Source organism: Desulfomonile tiedjei (assembly GCA_016212925.1).
GTDB lineage: Bacteria > Desulfobacterota > Desulfomonilia > Desulfomonilales > Desulfomonilaceae > JACRDF01.
Genome location: JACRDF010000047.1, coordinates 354761 through 372954 on the forward strand (window position 1 = coordinate 354761; position 18194 = coordinate 372954).

The window sequence follows — 18194 nt, forward strand, 5'->3', positions numbered from 1 at the left end:
TCCCCGGACCGATGCTTAGAATAGGGAACGCTTTGCACAGAGATTAATTTTGTCCCGGCTTTTGAAAAGCCAACATGGCCCCCCCTTGGGGGTCCAATTCCTTTTTGGGGAGGAAAGAAATGAATGTCGAATCTTTCGTAAAGGAAAAAATCAAATGGCTGGGCCACGCGAGCTTCCGGATCGACGGCTCCAAATCAACCGTTTACATCGATCCTTGGAAACTCCAGAGCGCCCTTCCCGCTGACGTGATTTGTATTACCCACAGTCATTTCGACCACCTGTCCGAAGACGATGTCAAAAAAATCCGCAAACCGACCACGGTCATAATAGGACCGTCAGATTGCAAGGCAGGCTTCGGAGATGCTTTCAAAACTATTGCTCCGGGGGGAAGCCAGACGGTCGGCGATGTAACCGTAGAGGCGGTGCCGGCCTACAACACGGACAAGGACTTCCACCCCAAAAAGAACAACTGGGTGGGTTACATTGTAACTGTGGACGGGGTTCGCATCTATCACAGCGGCGACACGGACGTGATCCCGGAGATGGCAAACCTTGAGATAGACGTGGCTTTGTTGCCGGTTGGCGGCACCTACACCATGACGGTGAAGCAAGCGGCAGATGCTGTCAAAAAACTGAAGCCAAAGGTGGCGGTCCCAATGCACTGCGGGGACATCGTCGGCACATTTCAGGATCGGGAGTCCTTCCGAGACGCTTCAGAGGCCTCTGTGGTCATTCTCGACGTTTCTAAGTGAATAAGGGGTCCAAATAGCAATAATGAATCTTGAACAAGCGGAAAAGACGGCACCACAGGTGCGAGTGCGCTTCGCGCCGTCGCCAACGGGATATTTGCACCTAGGCGGCGCGCGTACCGCTCTGTACAACTGGTTGTGGGCAAGAAAGAACGGGGGCGTTTTTGTACTAAGGATAGAAGACACTGATGTGGAGCGTTCCACAGCGGAATCCGTGCAGGAAATCCTTGACGGACTGACCTGGCTGGGGCTCGATTGGGATGAGGGACCTAATCTCCAGAGCGAAAACCTGCCCAAACATGTGGAAGCGGCGCACAGACTCCTTGAGACAGGCCATGCCTATCGGTGCTTTTGCACTCGAGAAGAACTGGAAGCCCAGAGAAAAGACGCTGAAGCGCGAAAAGTGGCGTTTATGTACGACGGGCGTTGCAGAGGCCTATCTCCTGACAAGATTAGCGAGAATCTGGATCGAGGTGTTCCGTACGTGATCCGTTTCGGGGTGCCTCGCGATCCATCGTCCACCGTTGTTTTTGAAGACGCGGTCTTCGGCCGAATGGAAAAGAGGGGGCGAGACATAGAGGATTTCGTTATCCTGCGCTCTGACGGACGCCCACTATATATCCTGAGCAATGCAATCGACGATACACTCGACCGCATAACCCACGTGATACGAGGAGCGGACGGCCTGGCCAACACTCCAAAACAAGTGCTGATTTACAAGGCCCTGGGCGTTGAGCCCCCTGTTTTCGCGCATATGCCGCTTACACTTGACAATAAAAAGGCCAAGCTTTCGAAAAGAGCCCACGGAGAAGTAGTCACAATCTCCTTCTACAGGAGAATGGGATTTCTTCCCTGGGCGTTGTGCAATTTCATGGCGCTGCTTGGGTGGTCTGCGGCAGACGGCCGGGAGTTCTTCACTCGCGAGGAGATTGTTGAGGCCTTCGATCTTTCGAGAATCAACAGGGCCAACTCGATCTTCAACTATGTTCCCGGTGACCCGAAGAACTGGACAGATCCGAAGGCAATACACTTCAACGCCACCTATATCCGGAGCATGCCCCTTGAAGAGCTTATTCCGTTCGTAAGAGAAGAACTCATCGAAGCCGGGCTTTGGCGGGATTCGTTCGGCCATGGGGAGCGAGACTGGTTCCTCAAAACCATAGACTTGATTCGGGCGCGCTTTCATACTGTTAAGGACTTCTCGGCTCGGGGGCGCTGCTATTTCTCGGATGACTTCGAATTCGATGAAAAAGCGGTGAAGAAAAACCTTGGAAAAGATCCGAGGCTGCGGGAATTGCTCCCCGAGCTTGCTGCAAGACTGCACGCGTTGCCCGAACTCACTGCGGCGTCTGCCGAGGAAGTATTCCGGACCTTTGCCGAGGAACAAGGGGTGGCAGCGGGCCTCCTAATAAATGCGGCCCGCACGGCCGTGTCAGGAACATCGGTCGGGCCGGGCCTCTTTGAAATGCTGGAGGTCGTGGGCAAGAAGGCGGTGGTGGAGCGAATAATCAAGGCCAAGGACCTGGTGGCGGCCAACCCTGGTTAATGCGGCTGCGGCTCCAACGAAAAAAAAAAGCCCGACCGGGGGGTCGAGCTGGGAGACGCCGTCACACGGCCGGGCTCACAAAAAACAATGGCCGGTGACTAGTCGAGGAAACTCTATTCTCGTCTTGAGCAACGCTCCGGAGTGATCGGGTCTGTCATTGTTCGTCGCCCCGGAGTTGACGATATGGCCTCTCGGTTCACCGGCCGACGGCAATCCAGCAATTAGAATATGAAGCCCATTTCCACAAAGCCACCTTCGATGGCGTTGGTCAGGATAAAGTCCTGCTGAGTCTTCTTGTAATCCACGAAGCGGTACCCCCCTTTCGCATAGCCGGAACGCCCGCAGTTCAGCGGGATCGAGTAGCGCCCACCTAGCTGAATGTCCCAGCCCTGCGCATCATCTCCGAAGATGACGGCCGCTTTGTTGTCGAGAGAGAAAATACCCCCGTTATTTGCAGTTTTTACGCACTGTTGGAGCTGCATTCCGACGAGCGTCGAATCTCCGCCTTTGCTGAAAATGCCTGTAAAAAACCCGCAAGTCGTGCAGTTGACGGTGATCTTGTCGTCGGTATGCACCCAGCCGGCATAAATACTCAGAGAGGAACTGCAGGTTTTCAGGGCGTCGTACACCAACTCCAGCGTTTGATACGTATGCTGCCACTTGGATTGCATCTGCAATCCCCAGGTCAGAGGGATGTTGCCGAAATAAGTCACTCCACCCCAGTTATTCCCTCCCTGGAACGAGTCGGTACCGCCGCTAAAATCCCAGCCGAGCACAGTGTAGCGGATGGCCCAGTTCGGACGGAACTGATACCGGGCGGTAAACTCCGGCACAGTATAGTGAGCCGGTAACCCCAGGGCGTTGAGATCAATCTCGTTTTGCGCCCCCCATGCCAAGAAGGGCGTATAACGAGGCCAAGCCACAATTCCTCTGGTCCGGGCGAAAATGGCCTGCACGCCCATCTCCCATTGGCCGGGCCTGGGCGTAGGTAAGATGCACCCGGGAAAGGCTGCGCCCACAGGGCCGCAAACAGCCGCAGGCTTGACTTTGGTTATTCCCAACGGAGGGAGTGGTGGTGGATAGACAACCATGGCGGCGGGTGCCGCTGCCCTAAAACTCGGACGGTTGGTTTTGGCTTTATGAGCGGCCGTTGCGGGCGCATTGACACCCTGGTTAGGTTTTAGCAGGATGTCGAGCGACTCGTCAGGGGCGGCAGCCCAAGAAGCGTTCAGGAAGATGGTGGATAGGAAAATGACTAGGCATACCAACGGCGTAGAAGGTATTCTTCTCAACATACCCTTCCTCCCAGCTCGAAATGTTGGATATCGCTTTAAATGATAACCGAAATAATTGTCAAGAAAAAAATTAACTGTTTTTCAATTATTTGAATAGATTTCCAAGAATCAAGTAGATGTCAAGTCGTAACTCACTGATTATACTAGCTCCAGATCCGCGGGTCCCCGGCCAAAATTCAGCGTGACACCCCTGGAAAAATCCTCCCAGCCAACTCACTCTTGACAGCGCAGGGGGAATCGGATAACGCTATCCCTTCAATAAACCAGGGCAAAATTCCTTCCCCCTACCGGGGGGGTCGGACACCTACCCGTCACCTCGGCAGGGTATTTGTTAAAAAATGAGCAATGATATCAAAGGTAAAATGGAATATGCTGATAGGGATTTTAGGAAATCTTCCAGGTGCGCGGCCTTGCCTCCCGCTGCAATGACCGGCCGTGGATCGGCGAAACAAGGGAAAAAAGTCCCCAGAGGGGGCCAGCTCCTTGGGGTAATGGGCGTGATTCTGCTCACTCTGATTCCCGCGATTTCATCCGCCGGCGAGCCGCCTCGTTTTAACCGGCAGCTCGAAGCCATCATAAGGGGTGAGATACAGGAGAATGTGTCTGTGTCAGTGCAGGTGGTGGACCTGGACACCGGACGCGTGCTGATGGAAAAGAACCCTGATCTCCCTTTGGTTCCCGCGTCCACCATGAAAGTGGTGACCAGCGCGGCGGCCCTTCAGGCGCTCAATCCTGATTTCACGTTCCGGACTGAGGCCCTGGTCGAGAAGGCGCCGGGATCATCGGTGGGCAACCTATTTCTCAAGGGGTATGGCGATCCGTATCTCGTGAGCGAAGAATTGTACGCGCTGACGCGCGCGGTCAAGGAAAAGGGGCTTGAAGAAATACGGGGCGACATCGTAGTTGATGATTCCTACTTTGTGCCGGGCATCCCCTTGGATGAGAACGAGAAGCTCGGCCACAGGGCTTATCACGCCCCATACGGTGCGTTATCTTTAAATTTCAATTCCGTGAAGATCGTAATTCACCCCGGCGAGAGACCTGGTAAACCCGCGCGCGTCGTGATTGATCCGATGTCCGAATACGTCACAGTGAAGGCTGACATCAAGACAGTAAAAGGCGCCAGACCGTGCCAGGCCACCATCAGCAAAGAGACGACCGGGGAAGATCGAGAGATGATCACTCTGGAAGGCGAGATAGGAGTGCAGTCTCCGTCGAAAGGCCGTTACGTGAACGTTGCCTCGCCAAGTCTCTACACTGGTGAGGTCTTCAAGGAGTTTCTTCTAAGAGAAGGAATCAGGGTGACAGGCCGCGTGATTCGCGGGAAGGTCCCGCCCTCCGCTGTGCTGTTCGAGGAATTCAATTCCCGTCCGTTGGGCGTGATCGTGTATTGGCTCAACAAGTTCAGCAACAACTTTATGGCCGAGCAGATAAGCATGGCCCTGGGAGCCAAGGTGCTCGGCCCCCCGGGCACGCGGGAGAAAGGGCTGTCTGTCATTCGCAAGTATCTGCTCTCATGCGGAGTAAAGGAAGATTGTTTCGCTCTGAGCGAGGCCAGCGGTCTTTCGAGAAATAACCGCTTGAGCGCGTCGGCCCTGGTGAAGGTACTCCTGACAGCAGCCCGCGATTTTTCTTACAGTGCCGAATTCATGGCCTCCCTGGGTGTCGCGGGCGTGGACGGGACCCTCAAAGAAAAGCTCACCGACCCTGTGGCTAAAAGAAAAATTAGAGGAAAGACCGGGACACTGAGGGGTGTGAACGCGCTGACCGGGTACGGGGTTTCACGAGACGGGAAACGCTTCGCTTTCGCAGTGTTGGCGAACAGCCAGGACAAAAGCGCAGGCTTTATCAATCATGCGGACAAGATCGCCCGGCAAATACTGGATGTCCCCATGAACAGTCGCTGATGAGGCTTTGCCTGGTGCGGCTCGGGGCTCTTAATCAAGCGTATATGAGGCGCCTGCCTTTGGGTTCAGGTATCTCGCGTCCGAACTCCTTGGCTGTGTCCAGCCAGAGGTCAATGGCGTCCTGGCAATTGGAAAGGGCCTCGTTGGGTGTATGCCCGTGAGCGGCGCATCCGGGCAATTCGGGCACCTCCGCGATGAAAGCCTCGTCGTCCTTGCTCCAATAAAGTATGATCTCGTACTTGTGCACTATTTTTCCTCCAGTCTTCCGAGTCCGTACTGCGTAAGTACGGCCCGAACCTGTCGGACTTGGTATGGCTTGGCCATTTGTCCTTCTGCTTGAAGATCGATCAGTTCCCTGACACCTCCTTCACAAAAACATGATGACCACCTCGAGTTCTCTCTTGAAAACCCAGCCGAATTAACAACCCCCTCAAATCGTCCAATCGGACGTTGGCATCGGAGCGTGCGCTAAGCACCTGTGCGAACAGCTTAGCATACTCAGTCATTAAACGGCCTCATCATGGCTCGATGGGTTCGACGAGGTTGTCGAACCTCTCGCGGTCGATGAGATAATATGTGCCGGTCCCTTTGGTGCATGTCAGCCCTCTCTGATCGTTAATTTCCGCTGCCAGATGGATTTTGTCCCCGTCACGGGACTCGATGCGGCACCTCACCTCTATTCGCTGCTCCACGTATACAGGCTTGAGGAATTGCACGTTAAGATCCGTTGTCACGCCCATTTGACCGGTGAAATGATTCGTGGTCCATCCCATGATCTCGTCGAAGAGCCCGCTTTGTATTCCACCGTGAAGTATCCTGCCGAAGCCCGCGTACAAAGGGGAGGCTTCCCATTGCAGTACCAACTCTTTCGGTTCGGTCTCGGTTTCATGGAAGGCCAGTTTAAGCCCTATGGGATTGTGCTCCCCGCAAAAGAAGCATTTCCCTGTCTGATACGGATTAGGTATAGGTTTCAAGCGGCGCATCCCCTTCAGGAGTCCTGAGTCGTTCGGCCGATTTTGTGTCCCACCAACGAATGATTTAGCCCTCTAACGATTTCGACTTCGATAAGGTCGCCCACACGAGCGTCGTTCGCAGCATCCAGATTTACGATCTTGTTGGTGCGAGTCCGGCCGAAAAGCTGGCCTGATTTCGGCGAGGTCCCCTCAATAAGGACCTCTTCCACAGTGCCTTCTGCTGCGTGGTGATACTCCTGGGTTATCCTGTCTTGCAAGGCATGGACCTTGGCCAGGCGTTCGGCTTTGATCTCTTCCTCGAAGTGGAGCGGCAATCTGCGCGCGGCGGTGTTCGGCCGAGCGGAAAATTTGAACGAAAAGATCTGGTCGAACCGGATTTCCTCCAGCGCTTGCAGAGTTTGCTGGAAGTCCTCCTCGGTCTCACCCGGGAATCCTACGATCATGTCCGCGGTAATTGCCACGCCGGGTACGGCCTCGCGCAATGTGCGGATTTTTGTCCGGTATTCGGGAAAAGTGTACCCCCGGTTCATGGCTCGAAGGATTCTATCCGACCCACTTTGCAGGGGCAAATGGATGTGTTCGCACACTGTTCCGAGATCGGCCATTGCGTTCGCGAGATCGTCGTCAAAATCGCGCGGATGCGAAGTGGTGAACCGCACCCGCAGCAAACCGGGAATTTGGTCCAAATTCGACAACAAGCCTGCAAATGAATCGCCGTCGCGGCGGTCTTTGCCGTACGCGTTGACGTTTTGGCCCAGCAAGGTGATCTCCTTCACCCCGCGGGCCGCCAGTTCCTTGACTTCGGAAATAATTTCGGTTCTTGCACGGCTCTGCTCGGGCCCGCGAGTAAACGGGACCACACAATACGAGCAGAAATTGGAGCAGCCCTGCATGATGGTCACAAATGAGCACACAGGGCTTCGACCCTTGCGAGGCGCGGCAATATGAAGAGAGCCCGCGTCGGAGCAGAATGACGCCTCGACTATTCGACTCCTATCGTGCTTGATCTTCTCTATAACGGCGGGTAATTCGGCTATCTGGTGCGTACCCAGGACCGCGTCCAAGTCCCTAACTCGCTTAAGCAGCTTTTCCTTTTCTTGCTGGGCCACGCATCCCGCTACAACGGCAACCATGGCGGGGTTCTTTGCTTTATATGACGTGAGCTTTCCCAAAGCGCTGTACACTTTGTGTTCAGCCTTTTCTCTAATGGCGCAAGTGTTAACGATGAACACATCGGCCTTGTCCGCCTCGGACGCGGGCGTTAGCCCCAGGCCTTCCAGCAGGGACGCCATTTTTTCGGAATCGTGCTCGTTCATTTGGCATCCGTAAGTCTCAATGTAAAAGGTTCCCTTAGCCACTTCTCGTACCTGTGATTATTGTCGTTTGATGTGCTTGTTCCAGGACATTTGCTTTTTTATCATGGACGGAGAGACGACAAGAGTCAATAAACGCAAAGGGAGTATGATGTTGTTCGGGGCGGTGCGAAAGAACCGCGCGCGAGTAGACGCCACTCCTTGAACTTTGCCGAATAACTAGCGGAGAGTAAAGCGGTTTTTAATGGCAATTTTGTGTCTTGGTGTTCGCGGAGATTCCTTTGTTAATCAAGCAGCTTATATGACTTGATTAAAAATTACACAGGGGCATGAAGTACTAGGTGGAAAATTCTTCACGTTTCGGCCGCGCATGGGAATTCCGTGGGTTGACGCCGAACATTCAACAGGCCGGAATTTCAGGCAAAAAAATAGCCCGCCTATTGCAGGAGGGCTGAGGGTATGGTTAAAGGAGTCGTTGTTCAAATAATTATAGAGCAAGACGCGTGCCAAAACAAGAGATTGGCAAGAACCCCAAAAGCGTCGGGTTGCCGAAACAGGCAACAACTCTAGCGGCGGGCACGGCCCGCCCTACAAGCGGCGGTTCGACAAAGGTAGGGCGGGCCGTGCCCGCCGACACTGGTCACTGGCTACAGCATTGACTGGACCACTAGATCAATGGCTCTTGTGCGTCATGGCCGGTTTCACAAAAGCTTGTCCACCTCGCCCACAAGTTCGCGTACGGCCTCTACAGATTTTTCAAAGCCTTCCTGCTCGGTCGGGCTCAAATCAAGATCCACGACCTTTTCCACGCCGGCCTGGCCCAATATTGCCGGTACTCCGACGAATATTCCTTTCTCGTTGAACTCTCCGTCCAAATAAGCAGCCACTGGCAAGAGTCTCTTTTTGTCGAGCAAGATCGACTTTGCCATCTGGATCGCGGATGCTGCAGGCGCGTAGTACGCGCTCCCGGTCTTCAGAAGACCGACGATCTCTGCTCCTCCCTGCCGCGTTCTCTGGACTATCTCTTCGAGCCGTTCCGGGGAGATGAAATTCGTCACGGGAATGCCCCCTACGAAGCAATAACGCGTGAGAGGTACCATCGTGTCCCCATGCCCCCCAAGCACGAGCGCGTGCACGTCCTCGACCGACACTCCTATTTCGTCAGCCAAAAAACACCTGAACCGCGCGGTATCAAGAACGCCGGCCATGCCCACGACTCGCCTGGGTTTAAAGCGCGACTTCTTCCACGCTGTGTAAACCATGGCATCCAGTGGGTTTGAAACCACTATCATGATTGCGTCCGGCGAATAACTTGCCGCTTTTTCCGCAACTTCTCCGACTATCTTGACATTGGTAGCCAGGAGGTCATCCCGGCTCATACCGGGTTTTCGAGCAATCCCCGCGGTTATGATGATCAGGTCGCTGCCCTGGGTCCTTTCGTAGTTGTTCGTGCCGAGCACCTTGGTGTCTACGCCCAGCACCGGCGCGGCTTCAAACATGTCCAGACCTTTGCCTTGAGGGACTCCCTCCAGGATGTCCACCAGCACTACGTCTCCCAATTCTTCCGCGGACGCGTAGGCAGCGCAAGACGCTCCCACGTTACCGGCTCCAATCACAGTGATTTTCTTCCTACCCATAATTGCACCCTCCGATAGTTTTTCCTGTTGCAGTAGATGCCTGTAAGAATGTCACGGATGGTTGTGTCCGTGAACCAGCGGCCGCGTATCAGGCGTGGAAAGACGCGGCCTTATTCGAATGTGGATTAAAGCAAAGAACTCGCGAGGAACCCCCTGTACCCAGAGCTTCTCCCCCCAAGCTCGTGTTTTGTACGCAGAGAACTCCGATATTCTTAGCCACGAGCGAGGCAGGTGTCAAGCAATCAACCGGCAACGCTCAGGGTGTCGGAGCAATCTTCAAAACGCGAATTCCGTCCTTCGAATAGACTACGGGAAATGAAACGCCGTTCAAGGCCGCGAAATGAGATCTTGTGCTCACCAGTCGATGAATGAACCCGTTAAAGGGTTCAAAGTAAACCTTGTCGTTTTTCATCAACTTCGGCGGGAAGTCCTCATCTCTGACCACCAGATAGTCTATCCCATGACGCCGCCCGAACCTGCGGATCTCTTCCGAATCGTCCGAATAGTACGCGCGGAACAGGTCAAAGGTCCTTGTCTTGATTACATCCCAGTACTTGTCACTCCAGGTGTGGGAAAGCTCATAGGTCACGAAAGCCTTCCGCCGCGCGAAGGTAGGGACGTTGTCCATTAACTCGGGATGGCCTGCAATGAGGCTCGTTTTTGGCACGCTCTCCAGAAACGTGTACAGAGGCGCGTACCGGGAATAATCATATATGCCTACGTTCCAGTTTCGGGCCGCTCCCAATACGACCAGGACGCCGACTAGGATCACCAGAGACTTCCGCTTCAAACCGAGGTAATCACAAACCACCCCAAGGCTGACCCCCATCGCGGTGCAATAGAAAATGTTCAGGGAAAACTCCACGTATCTGCGAGGTAAGAAGAGCCGCATCATCAGCACGTAGGCCATGAAATACAGTATGAACGAAGCCGGCAAGAGATATCCGAAGACCCGAAAGCCTCTGATATCGATGTTTTTGTCAGGCCGCGTAAGAGCAAAAACAATTACAGCCGCAGCGGCCAAGCCGGCGATCCATCCGATGATTTGGCTGGAATCGTCCACAGGGAAGACCAGAATCCACGGCCGAATCACTTCGTAAATCAATGAGGGTCCGGGCAAAAAGGCGTACCGTCCCTCCGCGGTATATTCGATTTTGTCCGCCATTGTGGCCCATGTCACAATATTCCCGAACTCTGCGGGCTCAAGGAAAACGTATTTCAACGCCATCAACGCCACACCGAGAGCAATAGGCGCGTTGACCAATATCATGTGCCGAATTGTGCCGCCGAAAGTTCCCGTGGACTCCCCGCCTCTAAAAGAAGCAACTATAGCCGGGCCGTAATTCTTTGCCAGGAAGATGGCGTGGGTCGCCAAACATAGGACAAAGATGTAAGGGTTGAGGACTGATTCCAGGAGTATGACGACTGCACAAGCCCAGAGATTCTCACGAGCAAGGAAAAACAAGTAGGCCGCGAGTAACGGGAATGCAAATGACTGAGACAGTCCTCCTGAAATCTTTCTTATGAAAGTGCTGAAGAAGAAGAACGCGCAGACGACCAACAGGGCCGCCATCTCATTGCGAAATTGCAGGGCCAGGCCGAAGAGAAAAGCAGCTGTGACCACATACAGGATCCCGGCCACCACCTTGCTGAACTGCACTGGGTTCACAAATGGCGAAGCTAAATAGTAGACCGCCTGCACTCCCCACGGGACGTAATTCCTCGCGTACCGGGAAAGAAGATCGTCCTGGAAAAGCTCCCGGTCATTCCATTGGTGCATCCAGTAAATCTGCTGGCGCACGTCGTCGTTAATCACGTACGGATTCGTAAGCGCCTGCCAATGACCGATCACGTACACCAGCGAGGCCGCACATATCACATAGATTAGATAGCGACGGGTTTGGGACGTTTGATACCAAGTTGCGTTCAAAGGCGTGATCTCGGCGGGGGCCGAAAGCATTAGAGCTTAGCAAAATCCCCCCTGCCCCCCTTTAAGAAAAGGGGGGTAATGGGGGTGAACTGTCCCCCCTTTTCTAAAGGGGGGCAGGGGGGATTTGATGGTTAGGCGCCCGCATTAGCCAATATTGATGTCGTCTGTGTAAGCGCACACTCATGTGAGTTACAGAGGGCGATTCTAAACCAAGAAACCTGGGCAGGGGAAATGTTTTGACAGAGTCCTCAGGGAAATAGCTTCCATGGTCCGTTGTGTGTCCCGAAAGGAAGGCACCGAAAACGCTCAAAAATTGTCGTACATGGATCGATGGATGGTCGGTATGAGGTCTTTGATCATCCTGGAGATTGCCTGGCGTCTGTTGGTGAGTGTTCCGGAAATCGTGTCAGTCACATTGTACGGATACGACGCGGCCAGATCCTTATGCCACAAGACTTTCTTGCTGTCGGATCGTTCCAGGGTGCAGACCACTTTCAGCGTGCCCATCCGCGTCAACTCCTTGCCGTCAGCCCGGTACGTAGAAGGGGTGTCGTTGTAATCCGCGATCACGGTCTTGAGGACGACATCCCCCCCGCTCCGGATCGGCTTCAGTCTGGTTCCGAGCGCGAATTCTTGGCGCAAGTCGTTTGTGAGTTCGGTTTCTATCCCTGTCACTATGGTAGTGTTCACAGCGCTTTCCAGGACTATCGTCTTGAGTTCGGCGGGATAGGGATTGTCTCCCGGACCGCCGCTAAAATGGTAACCGCAGCCAAAAAGAAACAGGAGCGCGAAAGCTGACGAAAGCGGCCAACGAGAGCGCCACAATTGTCGGGTGCCGATGGATCCCGTCAATCCAATAGGCAAGCGATCCCGCCAATGGCGGGACTGTCCCGGCAATAGAGATTGCTTCGGGCTACGCCCTCGCAGTGACATGTTCATAACATCCTGTAACCTCAAGCGGAGCTAAAGGCATAATCCATTGCAAAATAACCTCTCCCGCAAATTCTGGGCTTCAGAGCACGTTCCGTTTAGCTTACCACCACGTTCAGGAGCCTTCCCGGAACAACGATCATCTTTCGGATGGTCTTGCCTTCAAGGAATTTTTGAACATTGGGGTTTGCTTGAGCCGCTGCCTTGATCTCATCCTCGGAAGCCTCGGCTGGAACGGTTATCTCACCGCGCTTCTTTCCGTTAACCTGGATCACGATGAGCAGTTCCTCCTGTTCCAACAAGGCCGGATCGTACGAAGGCCATGCAACGCGGGTCAGGCCCGGCTCGCGGCCCAGCGCTTCCCACAATTCCTCGGCCACGTGCGGAACAAACGGTGAAAGCAGGACCACGACCATTCGGATGGCTTCGTCAAGCGCGGCGGCAATGTCCGGGTCCGCGTCGGCTTCTTCCGGGGTGATGCGCGCCAGCTCGTTGGTAAACTCCATAACCGCCGCGACCGCGGTGTTGAAGTGGAACCGGCCTTCGATGTCCTCAGTGACTTTCTTGATGGTTTTATTCGTAAGCCTGCGGATGAAGCGGGCCCTGTCACTCTCTTTTTCTCCCGCACCCTTGACGACGCGGCCTTTGTGCTGGTGTACGAGATTCCACACCCGTCCGATGAACCGATAAGCCCCTTCTACACCTTCGGAAGTCCAATCAAGGTCCCTCTCGGGCGGGGCCGCAAACAAGCAGAAAAGCCGAACCGTGTCCGCGCCGTAACGGTCAATAAGTTCTTCGGGGTCTACCACATTGCCCTTTGACTTGGACATTTTTGCCCCGTCCTTGATGACCATTCCCTGGGTGAGGAGGTTGGTGAACGGTTCATCGCTCTTCTTGATTTTCATGTCCCGGAGAACTTTTGTGAAAAACCTTGAATAGAGCAAATGAAGGATCGCGTGCTCGATTCCGCCTATGTACTGATCCACGGGCAGCCAGTATTGATCCGTTTCCGGGTCGATGATTCCTTTGGTGTAACGAGGGCACGCGTACCGGTCGAAATACCACGAGGACTCCACAAAGGTATCCATGGTGTCTGTTTCGCGGCGCGCCGGCTTTCCGCATTTTGGGCATTTCACGTTCACCCACCACTCCAGGTCGGGCAACGGTGAACGCCCACTCTCCGGGAACTCGATGTCCGTCGGAAGCACCACCGGCAGGTCTTGGTCCGGGACCGGCACCGCGCCGCAGTCCTCGCAGTGGATGATCGGAATAGGCGCCCCCCAGTATCGCTGCCTGGAGATCCCCCAGTCCCGAATCCGGTAATTAATCGTTGCGCCCCCTTTGCCCATTGAAGAGAGCTTTTCGCTGATGGCCTTCATAGCGGCCACGTTAGCCATCCCGTCAAACTCCTGGGAGTTAACGAGATTGCCTTCTTCCACATACGCCTCGGTCATGGCCCGGGGATCTAGTTTTTCCCCATCAGGCTGAATTACCACGATGATGTCCAACCCGTACTTGCGGGCAAATTCAAAATCACGCTGATCGTGAGCAGGCACCGCCATTACCGCGCCTGTGCCGTACTCGTATAGAACGAAATTGGCTATATATATCGGCATCCTGCGGCCCGTTAACGGGTTGATGCAAAAGGCCCCGGTGAAAACCCCTTTCTTTTCTGCCTGATCTCCGACTCGGCTTTCCCAATCCTGGGTCAATACCCTATTTATGAAATCCTTGACCTCCTGTTCCTGTGGCGTCCCTTTGGAAAGCTTCAGACAGAGCGGATGCTCCGGCGCGAGACTCATGAATGTAGCGCCATAGAGAGTGTCCGGCCTCGTTGTGAAAACCTCGATGGGCTCACGTCCGCCTTCCAATTCGAACAGAATCTTTGCGCCTTCACTGCGGCCGATCCAATTGCGCTGCATGGTGAGCACTTTTTCAGGCCACCCCTTGAGTTTGTCGCACCATTCGAGGAGTTCACCGGCGTACTGCGTAATCTTGAAAAACCACCCTTCCTGCTCTTTCTGTACAACAGGGGTGTTACATCGCCAGCACGCTCCTGCAACGACCTGCTCGTTGGCGAGGACCGTCTGACATGGCTCGCAGTAGTTGACTATGGACTTTTTGCGGTACACGAGGCCTCGTTCCAACATTCGTAGAAACAACCACTGTTCCCATCTGTAGTACTCGGGATGACACGTGGCGATTTCCCTGTCCCAGTCGTAAGAAAAGCCCATGCGTTTAAGCTGCCGGCGCATTTCATTGATGTTGTCCATGGTCCAAATTGCCGGATGCGAGCCATGTTGAATGGCCGCGTTTTCGGCAGGCATTCCGAACGCATCCCAGCCCATGGGGTGAAGCACGTTATATCCCTTCATCATCTTGAAACGAGCGACCACATCGCCTATGGAATAATTGCGTGCATGCCCCATATGTATGCGGCCCGAGGGGTAAGGGAACATTTCCAGCAGGTAGTATTTCTCTTTGGAATTATCTATATCGACCTTGAATATCTGTTCAGTATCCCAAAAGTCTTGCCATTTTCTTTCGACTGCCTCGGGGTTGTATTTTCCGTCCATGGTTCCTCCCTTGGAATCGCGCTCACCAATCAACCGCTCTCTTCTAACACAGGGAATGCGCCTCTTCAACGGCTTTCGTTCTTGACGCACTGAGCCAAACGTTCTATTTTTACTGATTACCCTGGTTTCACTTGAGTCAGGTGGGTCAACATTAAACACATTAGGGCGTCGGCATGAATGCACATTCCATAAGTCCGGACGGAGAGGCGTTCCTTCTTCCTTCGGAAGAGGACTATGAGCGGGAATTCGAGCGTTTGAAAAGCCTTGCAGCTCAACACAGGGCAGAGGGCCGCGAAATAGTGGTCGTAGTCGGCCTTGGCTTTGTGGGCGCGGTTATGGCCGCGGTCATCGCGGATTCAACGGACGATACCGGAAATCCCGGCAAGCTTGTCATTGGTATGCAAAGGCCGAGCACTCGGAGTTTTTGGAAGATCCCTCTGATCAATCGAGGCCTGGCCCCCATGAAATCCGAGGACCCAAAAGTCCCTGAAATTATCCATCGCTGCGTGAACGAGAAAAAAACGCTGACAGCCTCCTTCACGTACAAGGCTATCGAGCTGGCGGATGTTGTGGTGGTAGATGTTCAGTGCGATTACATCAAGGAATCTCTCAAGGACGTGGGCACGGGCTACGTCCAGATGGAGGACCTGGAAAAATCTCTTGAGATTATTGGAGAGACGATCAAACCTGATGCCCTGGTGCTGATAGAGACCACAGTCCCGCCGGGCACCACCGAACAAGTGGCCTATCCATTGATCAAGAAGGCCTTCCGCCACAGAGGCATCGACCGGGAGCCGGTGCTGGCTCACAGCTACGAGCGAGTTATGCCTGGAGCGAACTACGTGGACTCCATACGGCATTTTTGGCGAGTGTGCGCGGGGATAAACGAGGAATCCCGTGAGAGAGTGGTCAAATTCCTCCACGAGGTTCTTGACACCAAGAATTACCCATTAACCGTGCTGGAACGACCCATCGAATCGGAAACAGCCAAAGTGGTGGAAAATAGCTACCGTGCGGCCATTTTGGGTTTCCTAAACGAATGGAGCCTCTTTGCTGAACGCAACGGGGTCGATCTGATAAAAGTGATAGAGGCAATAAAGGTCAGGCCCACTCATTCGAACTTGATCTTTCCCGGCCCGGGCATAGGCGGGTACTGTTTGCCAAAAGACGGAGGCCTGGCGGTCTGGGCGTATCGCCACCTGATGGGTTTTGAGGACGAACTCTTCAAGATTACGCCGCTATCCATAAATATCAACGACAGCCGTGCGCTTCATGTCCCGGAACTTGCCCGAGACGCATTGCGAAACATGGGGAGGTACATCCCCGCGTCCAAGGTGACCATTCTGGGAGTGTCGTACCGAGAGGACGTCGGGGACACCCGGTACAGCGGATCGGAGGTGGTCGTCAGACGCCTCGCGGAGATGGGCGCCGAGGTTTGTGTTCACGATCCTTATGTTGATCACTGGTGGGAATTCGAGGCCCAGGACAATTACCCCACACCGGGAAAAGGTCGGGCGCGCTTTTTCAGGAGCCAGAAGAAGCTGAAGGATTTGCGCGTGGAAAAAGACCTTTGGCACGCGCTTAAAGACGCTGACGCGGTAATCCTCGCGGTGCGCCACAAGCAGTATTTGGATCTCGACCCGGTCAAGGTGGTCGAAGCCGCGGGGGGGCCGTTGGCCGTGATAGACTGCTTCGGGATACTCAAGGATGACAAGATTCGGCGCTATTTCGAGTTAGGGTGCGAAGTCAAAGGACTCGGCAGAGGCCATATCAACAGGCTCAAAAAGCTGTACAAAAAACACCGCTAGAGACCGCCCACAGGTCCCCAACTCTGCTCTAGCCCTGGGCCGCCGCGGCCTTCATCGCGAGGACAGGCTGTCTGAACAATGCAAATCTGAGCCAGGTGAAAGCGAACTCCAGGAGCTTCACATCATCATCTCTTAAGCCCGCCACCATTTCGGCGTCCAAATCGAACTTTTTCAGAAACCCGCTCTTGAAGATAAAATCCCTGAATCTATCGGTGTTGTAGCAGGCCATTAGAAACATTTGTAGGTGTTGAGCGCCTAATTGGATCTCCCCGGATCGCGTCTTCAGAACATAAAGCTCCATGAGCAGATCGTTGAGCCTGTTGTATTCTTCCATGCCCTGATCCGAGAGCCACTCCCGAACCTTCCATTCGCGATCCTGCTCGAACCCGCGACAATGAGCCTCCCGGACGGTAAAATAAAATTCCCGGCGGCTGCCGTCAAAAGCCCTGGAAGTGGCTGCACGTCCCAACGGATAAATCCGACACGCTCCCGGCCTATCCTCGTAAACGGAGCATCCCTGAGGAGTGACGAAAGGGCACCTCTTGTCCGTTGCCGGGTCCATTTTCATCAGGACCTCCGGAAAACCGTGGCCCGTTTTCCATCGGATCACCGCGTACTCGTCCAGGAACTCTCCGGAAGAGATGCCTATTCTCCTGCTCAGCCTCAGCACATCGTACGGCGTGAGTAGAAGCTCCAACTTGCCGCAGCATTCCGTAAAGCACGACACATGCGGGCCGCACGCAAAGCAAAAAGTGTCATCCGGGGACAGCCTCGAATCTATGTCTAGAGCAGAGGGCTTATCCGACTCATTGTTGCTCAATATCATTGCTCCCTTCTTCCCGATTCATCACGGCCTTTTCTGGCGAACAGAGCGAAGTCGATGAGACTGCTGAAAGTGTAGTCTGCGTCGTTATCCTTTTCCGCGGCGATTCGCACTGTTCGGGTGCCGGCTCTGCGGCCGGCCGCAACGTCCGACGGTGAATCGCCAACCATGAACGAACCGGCAAGGTCGATGCCGAGGTCCATGCTTGCGCTCAGAATCATTCCGGGCTCAGGTTTTCGACAGTCGCAGCCTTCAAATTCCTCATGGGGACAATAGTAGATTCCGTCAATCCGGACGCCCTGGGCCTGAAGCTGTGCAAGCATAGCCTCGTGAACCCCTGCAAGGTCCTCTTCGGCCATGAATCCTCGAGCTATTCCCCTTTGATTGGTGATCACCACCAGAAGAAATCCCAGTTCCTTGAGGATGGACATGGCCTCAACCACACCCGGAATCAGCCTGAATTGCGACTTATCGGAAACATACCTGTTTTCCGGAAGTTTGAAATTGATCACGCCGTCGCGGTCAAGGAAAATGGCCTTCTTGGGGAAACCTGTATCAGAAGGTGCTGACATGGCGGGCTTTCGTTCTTTTGCTCTCCGCAAATTTCATTTGATCGGTAGAATTTCAATCCGGAGAGAAGATAATAAGGCCCACGGAAATAGAGGTCAAGCCGGGGGGATGACATCGAACAGCGTCTAATCAAGCT

14 protein-coding genes are annotated in these 18194 nt (G+C 54.1%); 4 read left to right on the plus strand and 10 right to left on the minus strand.

Annotated features, from left to right (window positions below; all coding sequences use genetic code 11):
• Nucleotides 1–119: 119 nt before the first annotated feature.
• Both HY913_20375 and HY913_20380 read left to right on the plus strand, forming a co-directional pair.
• Nucleotides 120–752 (plus strand): MBL fold metallo-hydrolase, encoded by a 633-nt coding sequence (locus HY913_20375; GenBank protein ID MBI4965645.1) that lies wholly within the window; start codon nt 120–122, stop codon nt 750–752.
• A gap of 22 nt (nt 753–774) precedes the next feature.
• Nucleotides 775–2295 carry a glutamate--tRNA ligase gene (locus HY913_20380; protein MBI4965646.1) on the plus strand — a complete coding sequence of 507 codons (1521 nt, stop codon included), beginning with the start codon at nt 775–777 and terminating at the stop codon, nt 2293–2295.
• 221 nt (nt 2296–2516) lie between these two features.
• On the opposite strand, the gene HY913_20385 is transcribed toward HY913_20380, so the two are convergent.
• Nucleotides 2517–3590: a hypothetical protein gene (locus HY913_20385; protein MBI4965647.1), complete on the minus strand. Its 1074-nt coding sequence runs from the start codon at nt 3588–3590 to the stop codon at nt 2517–2519.
• A gap of 338 nt (nt 3591–3928) precedes the next feature.
• Here HY913_20385 and dacB point away from each other — a divergent pair, with 338 nt between their 5' ends.
• Nucleotides 3929–5497 carry a D-alanyl-D-alanine carboxypeptidase/D-alanyl-D-alanine-endopeptidase gene (dacB, locus tag HY913_20390; protein MBI4965648.1) on the plus strand — a complete coding sequence of 523 codons (1569 nt, stop codon included), beginning with the start codon at nt 3929–3931 and terminating at the stop codon, nt 5495–5497.
• Between the two features lie 34 nt (nt 5498–5531).
• Here the strand turns inward: dacB and HY913_20395 are convergent, their stop codons facing one another.
• The 7 genes from HY913_20395 to HY913_20425 form a co-directional block, all read right to left on the minus strand.
• Complete coding sequence (locus HY913_20395) at nt 5532–5744, minus strand: type II toxin-antitoxin system HicB family antitoxin (protein ID MBI4965649.1); 213 nt, start codon at nt 5742–5744, stop codon at nt 5532–5534.
• A 271-nt stretch (nt 5745–6015) separates the two neighbouring features.
• Nucleotides 6016–6471: a PaaI family thioesterase gene (locus HY913_20400; GenBank protein MBI4965650.1), complete on the minus strand. Its 456-nt coding sequence runs from the start codon at nt 6469–6471 to the stop codon at nt 6016–6018.
• A gap of 14 nt (nt 6472–6485) precedes the next feature.
• A complete protein-coding gene (gene miaB / locus HY913_20405; GenBank protein MBI4965651.1) occupies nt 6486–7787 on the minus strand; it encodes a tRNA (N6-isopentenyl adenosine(37)-C2)-methylthiotransferase MiaB in 1302 nt (433 codons plus the stop codon).
• Nucleotides 7788–8485: 698 nt separating this feature from the next.
• On the minus strand, nt 8486–9421 hold the full coding sequence (gene mdh / locus HY913_20410) for a malate dehydrogenase (protein ID MBI4965652.1): 936 nt from the start codon (nt 9419–9421) through the stop codon (nt 8486–8488).
• Between the two features lie 256 nt (nt 9422–9677).
• Nucleotides 9678–11351, minus strand: coding sequence for a hypothetical protein (locus tag HY913_20415; GenBank protein ID MBI4965653.1), 1674 nt, complete (start codon nt 11349–11351; stop codon nt 9678–9680).
• 306 nt (nt 11352–11657) lie between these two features.
• A complete protein-coding gene (locus tag HY913_20420) occupies nt 11658–12284 on the minus strand; it encodes an LptE family protein (protein MBI4965654.1) in 627 nt (208 codons plus the stop codon).
• A 95-nt stretch (nt 12285–12379) separates the two neighbouring features.
• Nucleotides 12380–14857, minus strand: a complete 2478-nt coding sequence (locus HY913_20425) for a leucine--tRNA ligase (GenBank protein ID MBI4965655.1) — start codon at nt 14855–14857, stop codon at nt 12380–12382.
• Nucleotides 14858–15030: 173 nt separating this feature from the next.
• Between HY913_20425 and HY913_20430 the strand changes: the two genes are divergently transcribed.
• The gene (locus HY913_20430; GenBank protein MBI4965656.1) at nt 15031–16665 is read left to right on the plus strand and encodes a nucleotide sugar dehydrogenase; all 1635 of its coding nucleotides are present in this window, start codon (nt 15031–15033) and stop codon (nt 16663–16665) included.
• A 28-nt stretch (nt 16666–16693) separates the two neighbouring features.
• On the opposite strand, the gene HY913_20435 is transcribed toward HY913_20430, so the two are convergent.
• Together HY913_20435 and HY913_20440 are read right to left on the minus strand one after the other, a co-directional pair.
• Nucleotides 16694–17491: a YkgJ family cysteine cluster protein gene (locus tag HY913_20435; GenBank protein MBI4965657.1), complete on the minus strand. Its 798-nt coding sequence runs from the start codon at nt 17489–17491 to the stop codon at nt 16694–16696.
• On the minus strand, nt 17488–18060 hold the full coding sequence (locus HY913_20440) for an HAD family hydrolase (GenBank protein MBI4965658.1): 573 nt from the start codon (nt 18058–18060) through the stop codon (nt 17488–17490). Before HY913_20440 ends, HY913_20435 begins: the two co-directional genes overlap by 4 nt.
• Between the last annotated feature and the right edge of the window lie 134 nt (nt 18061–18194).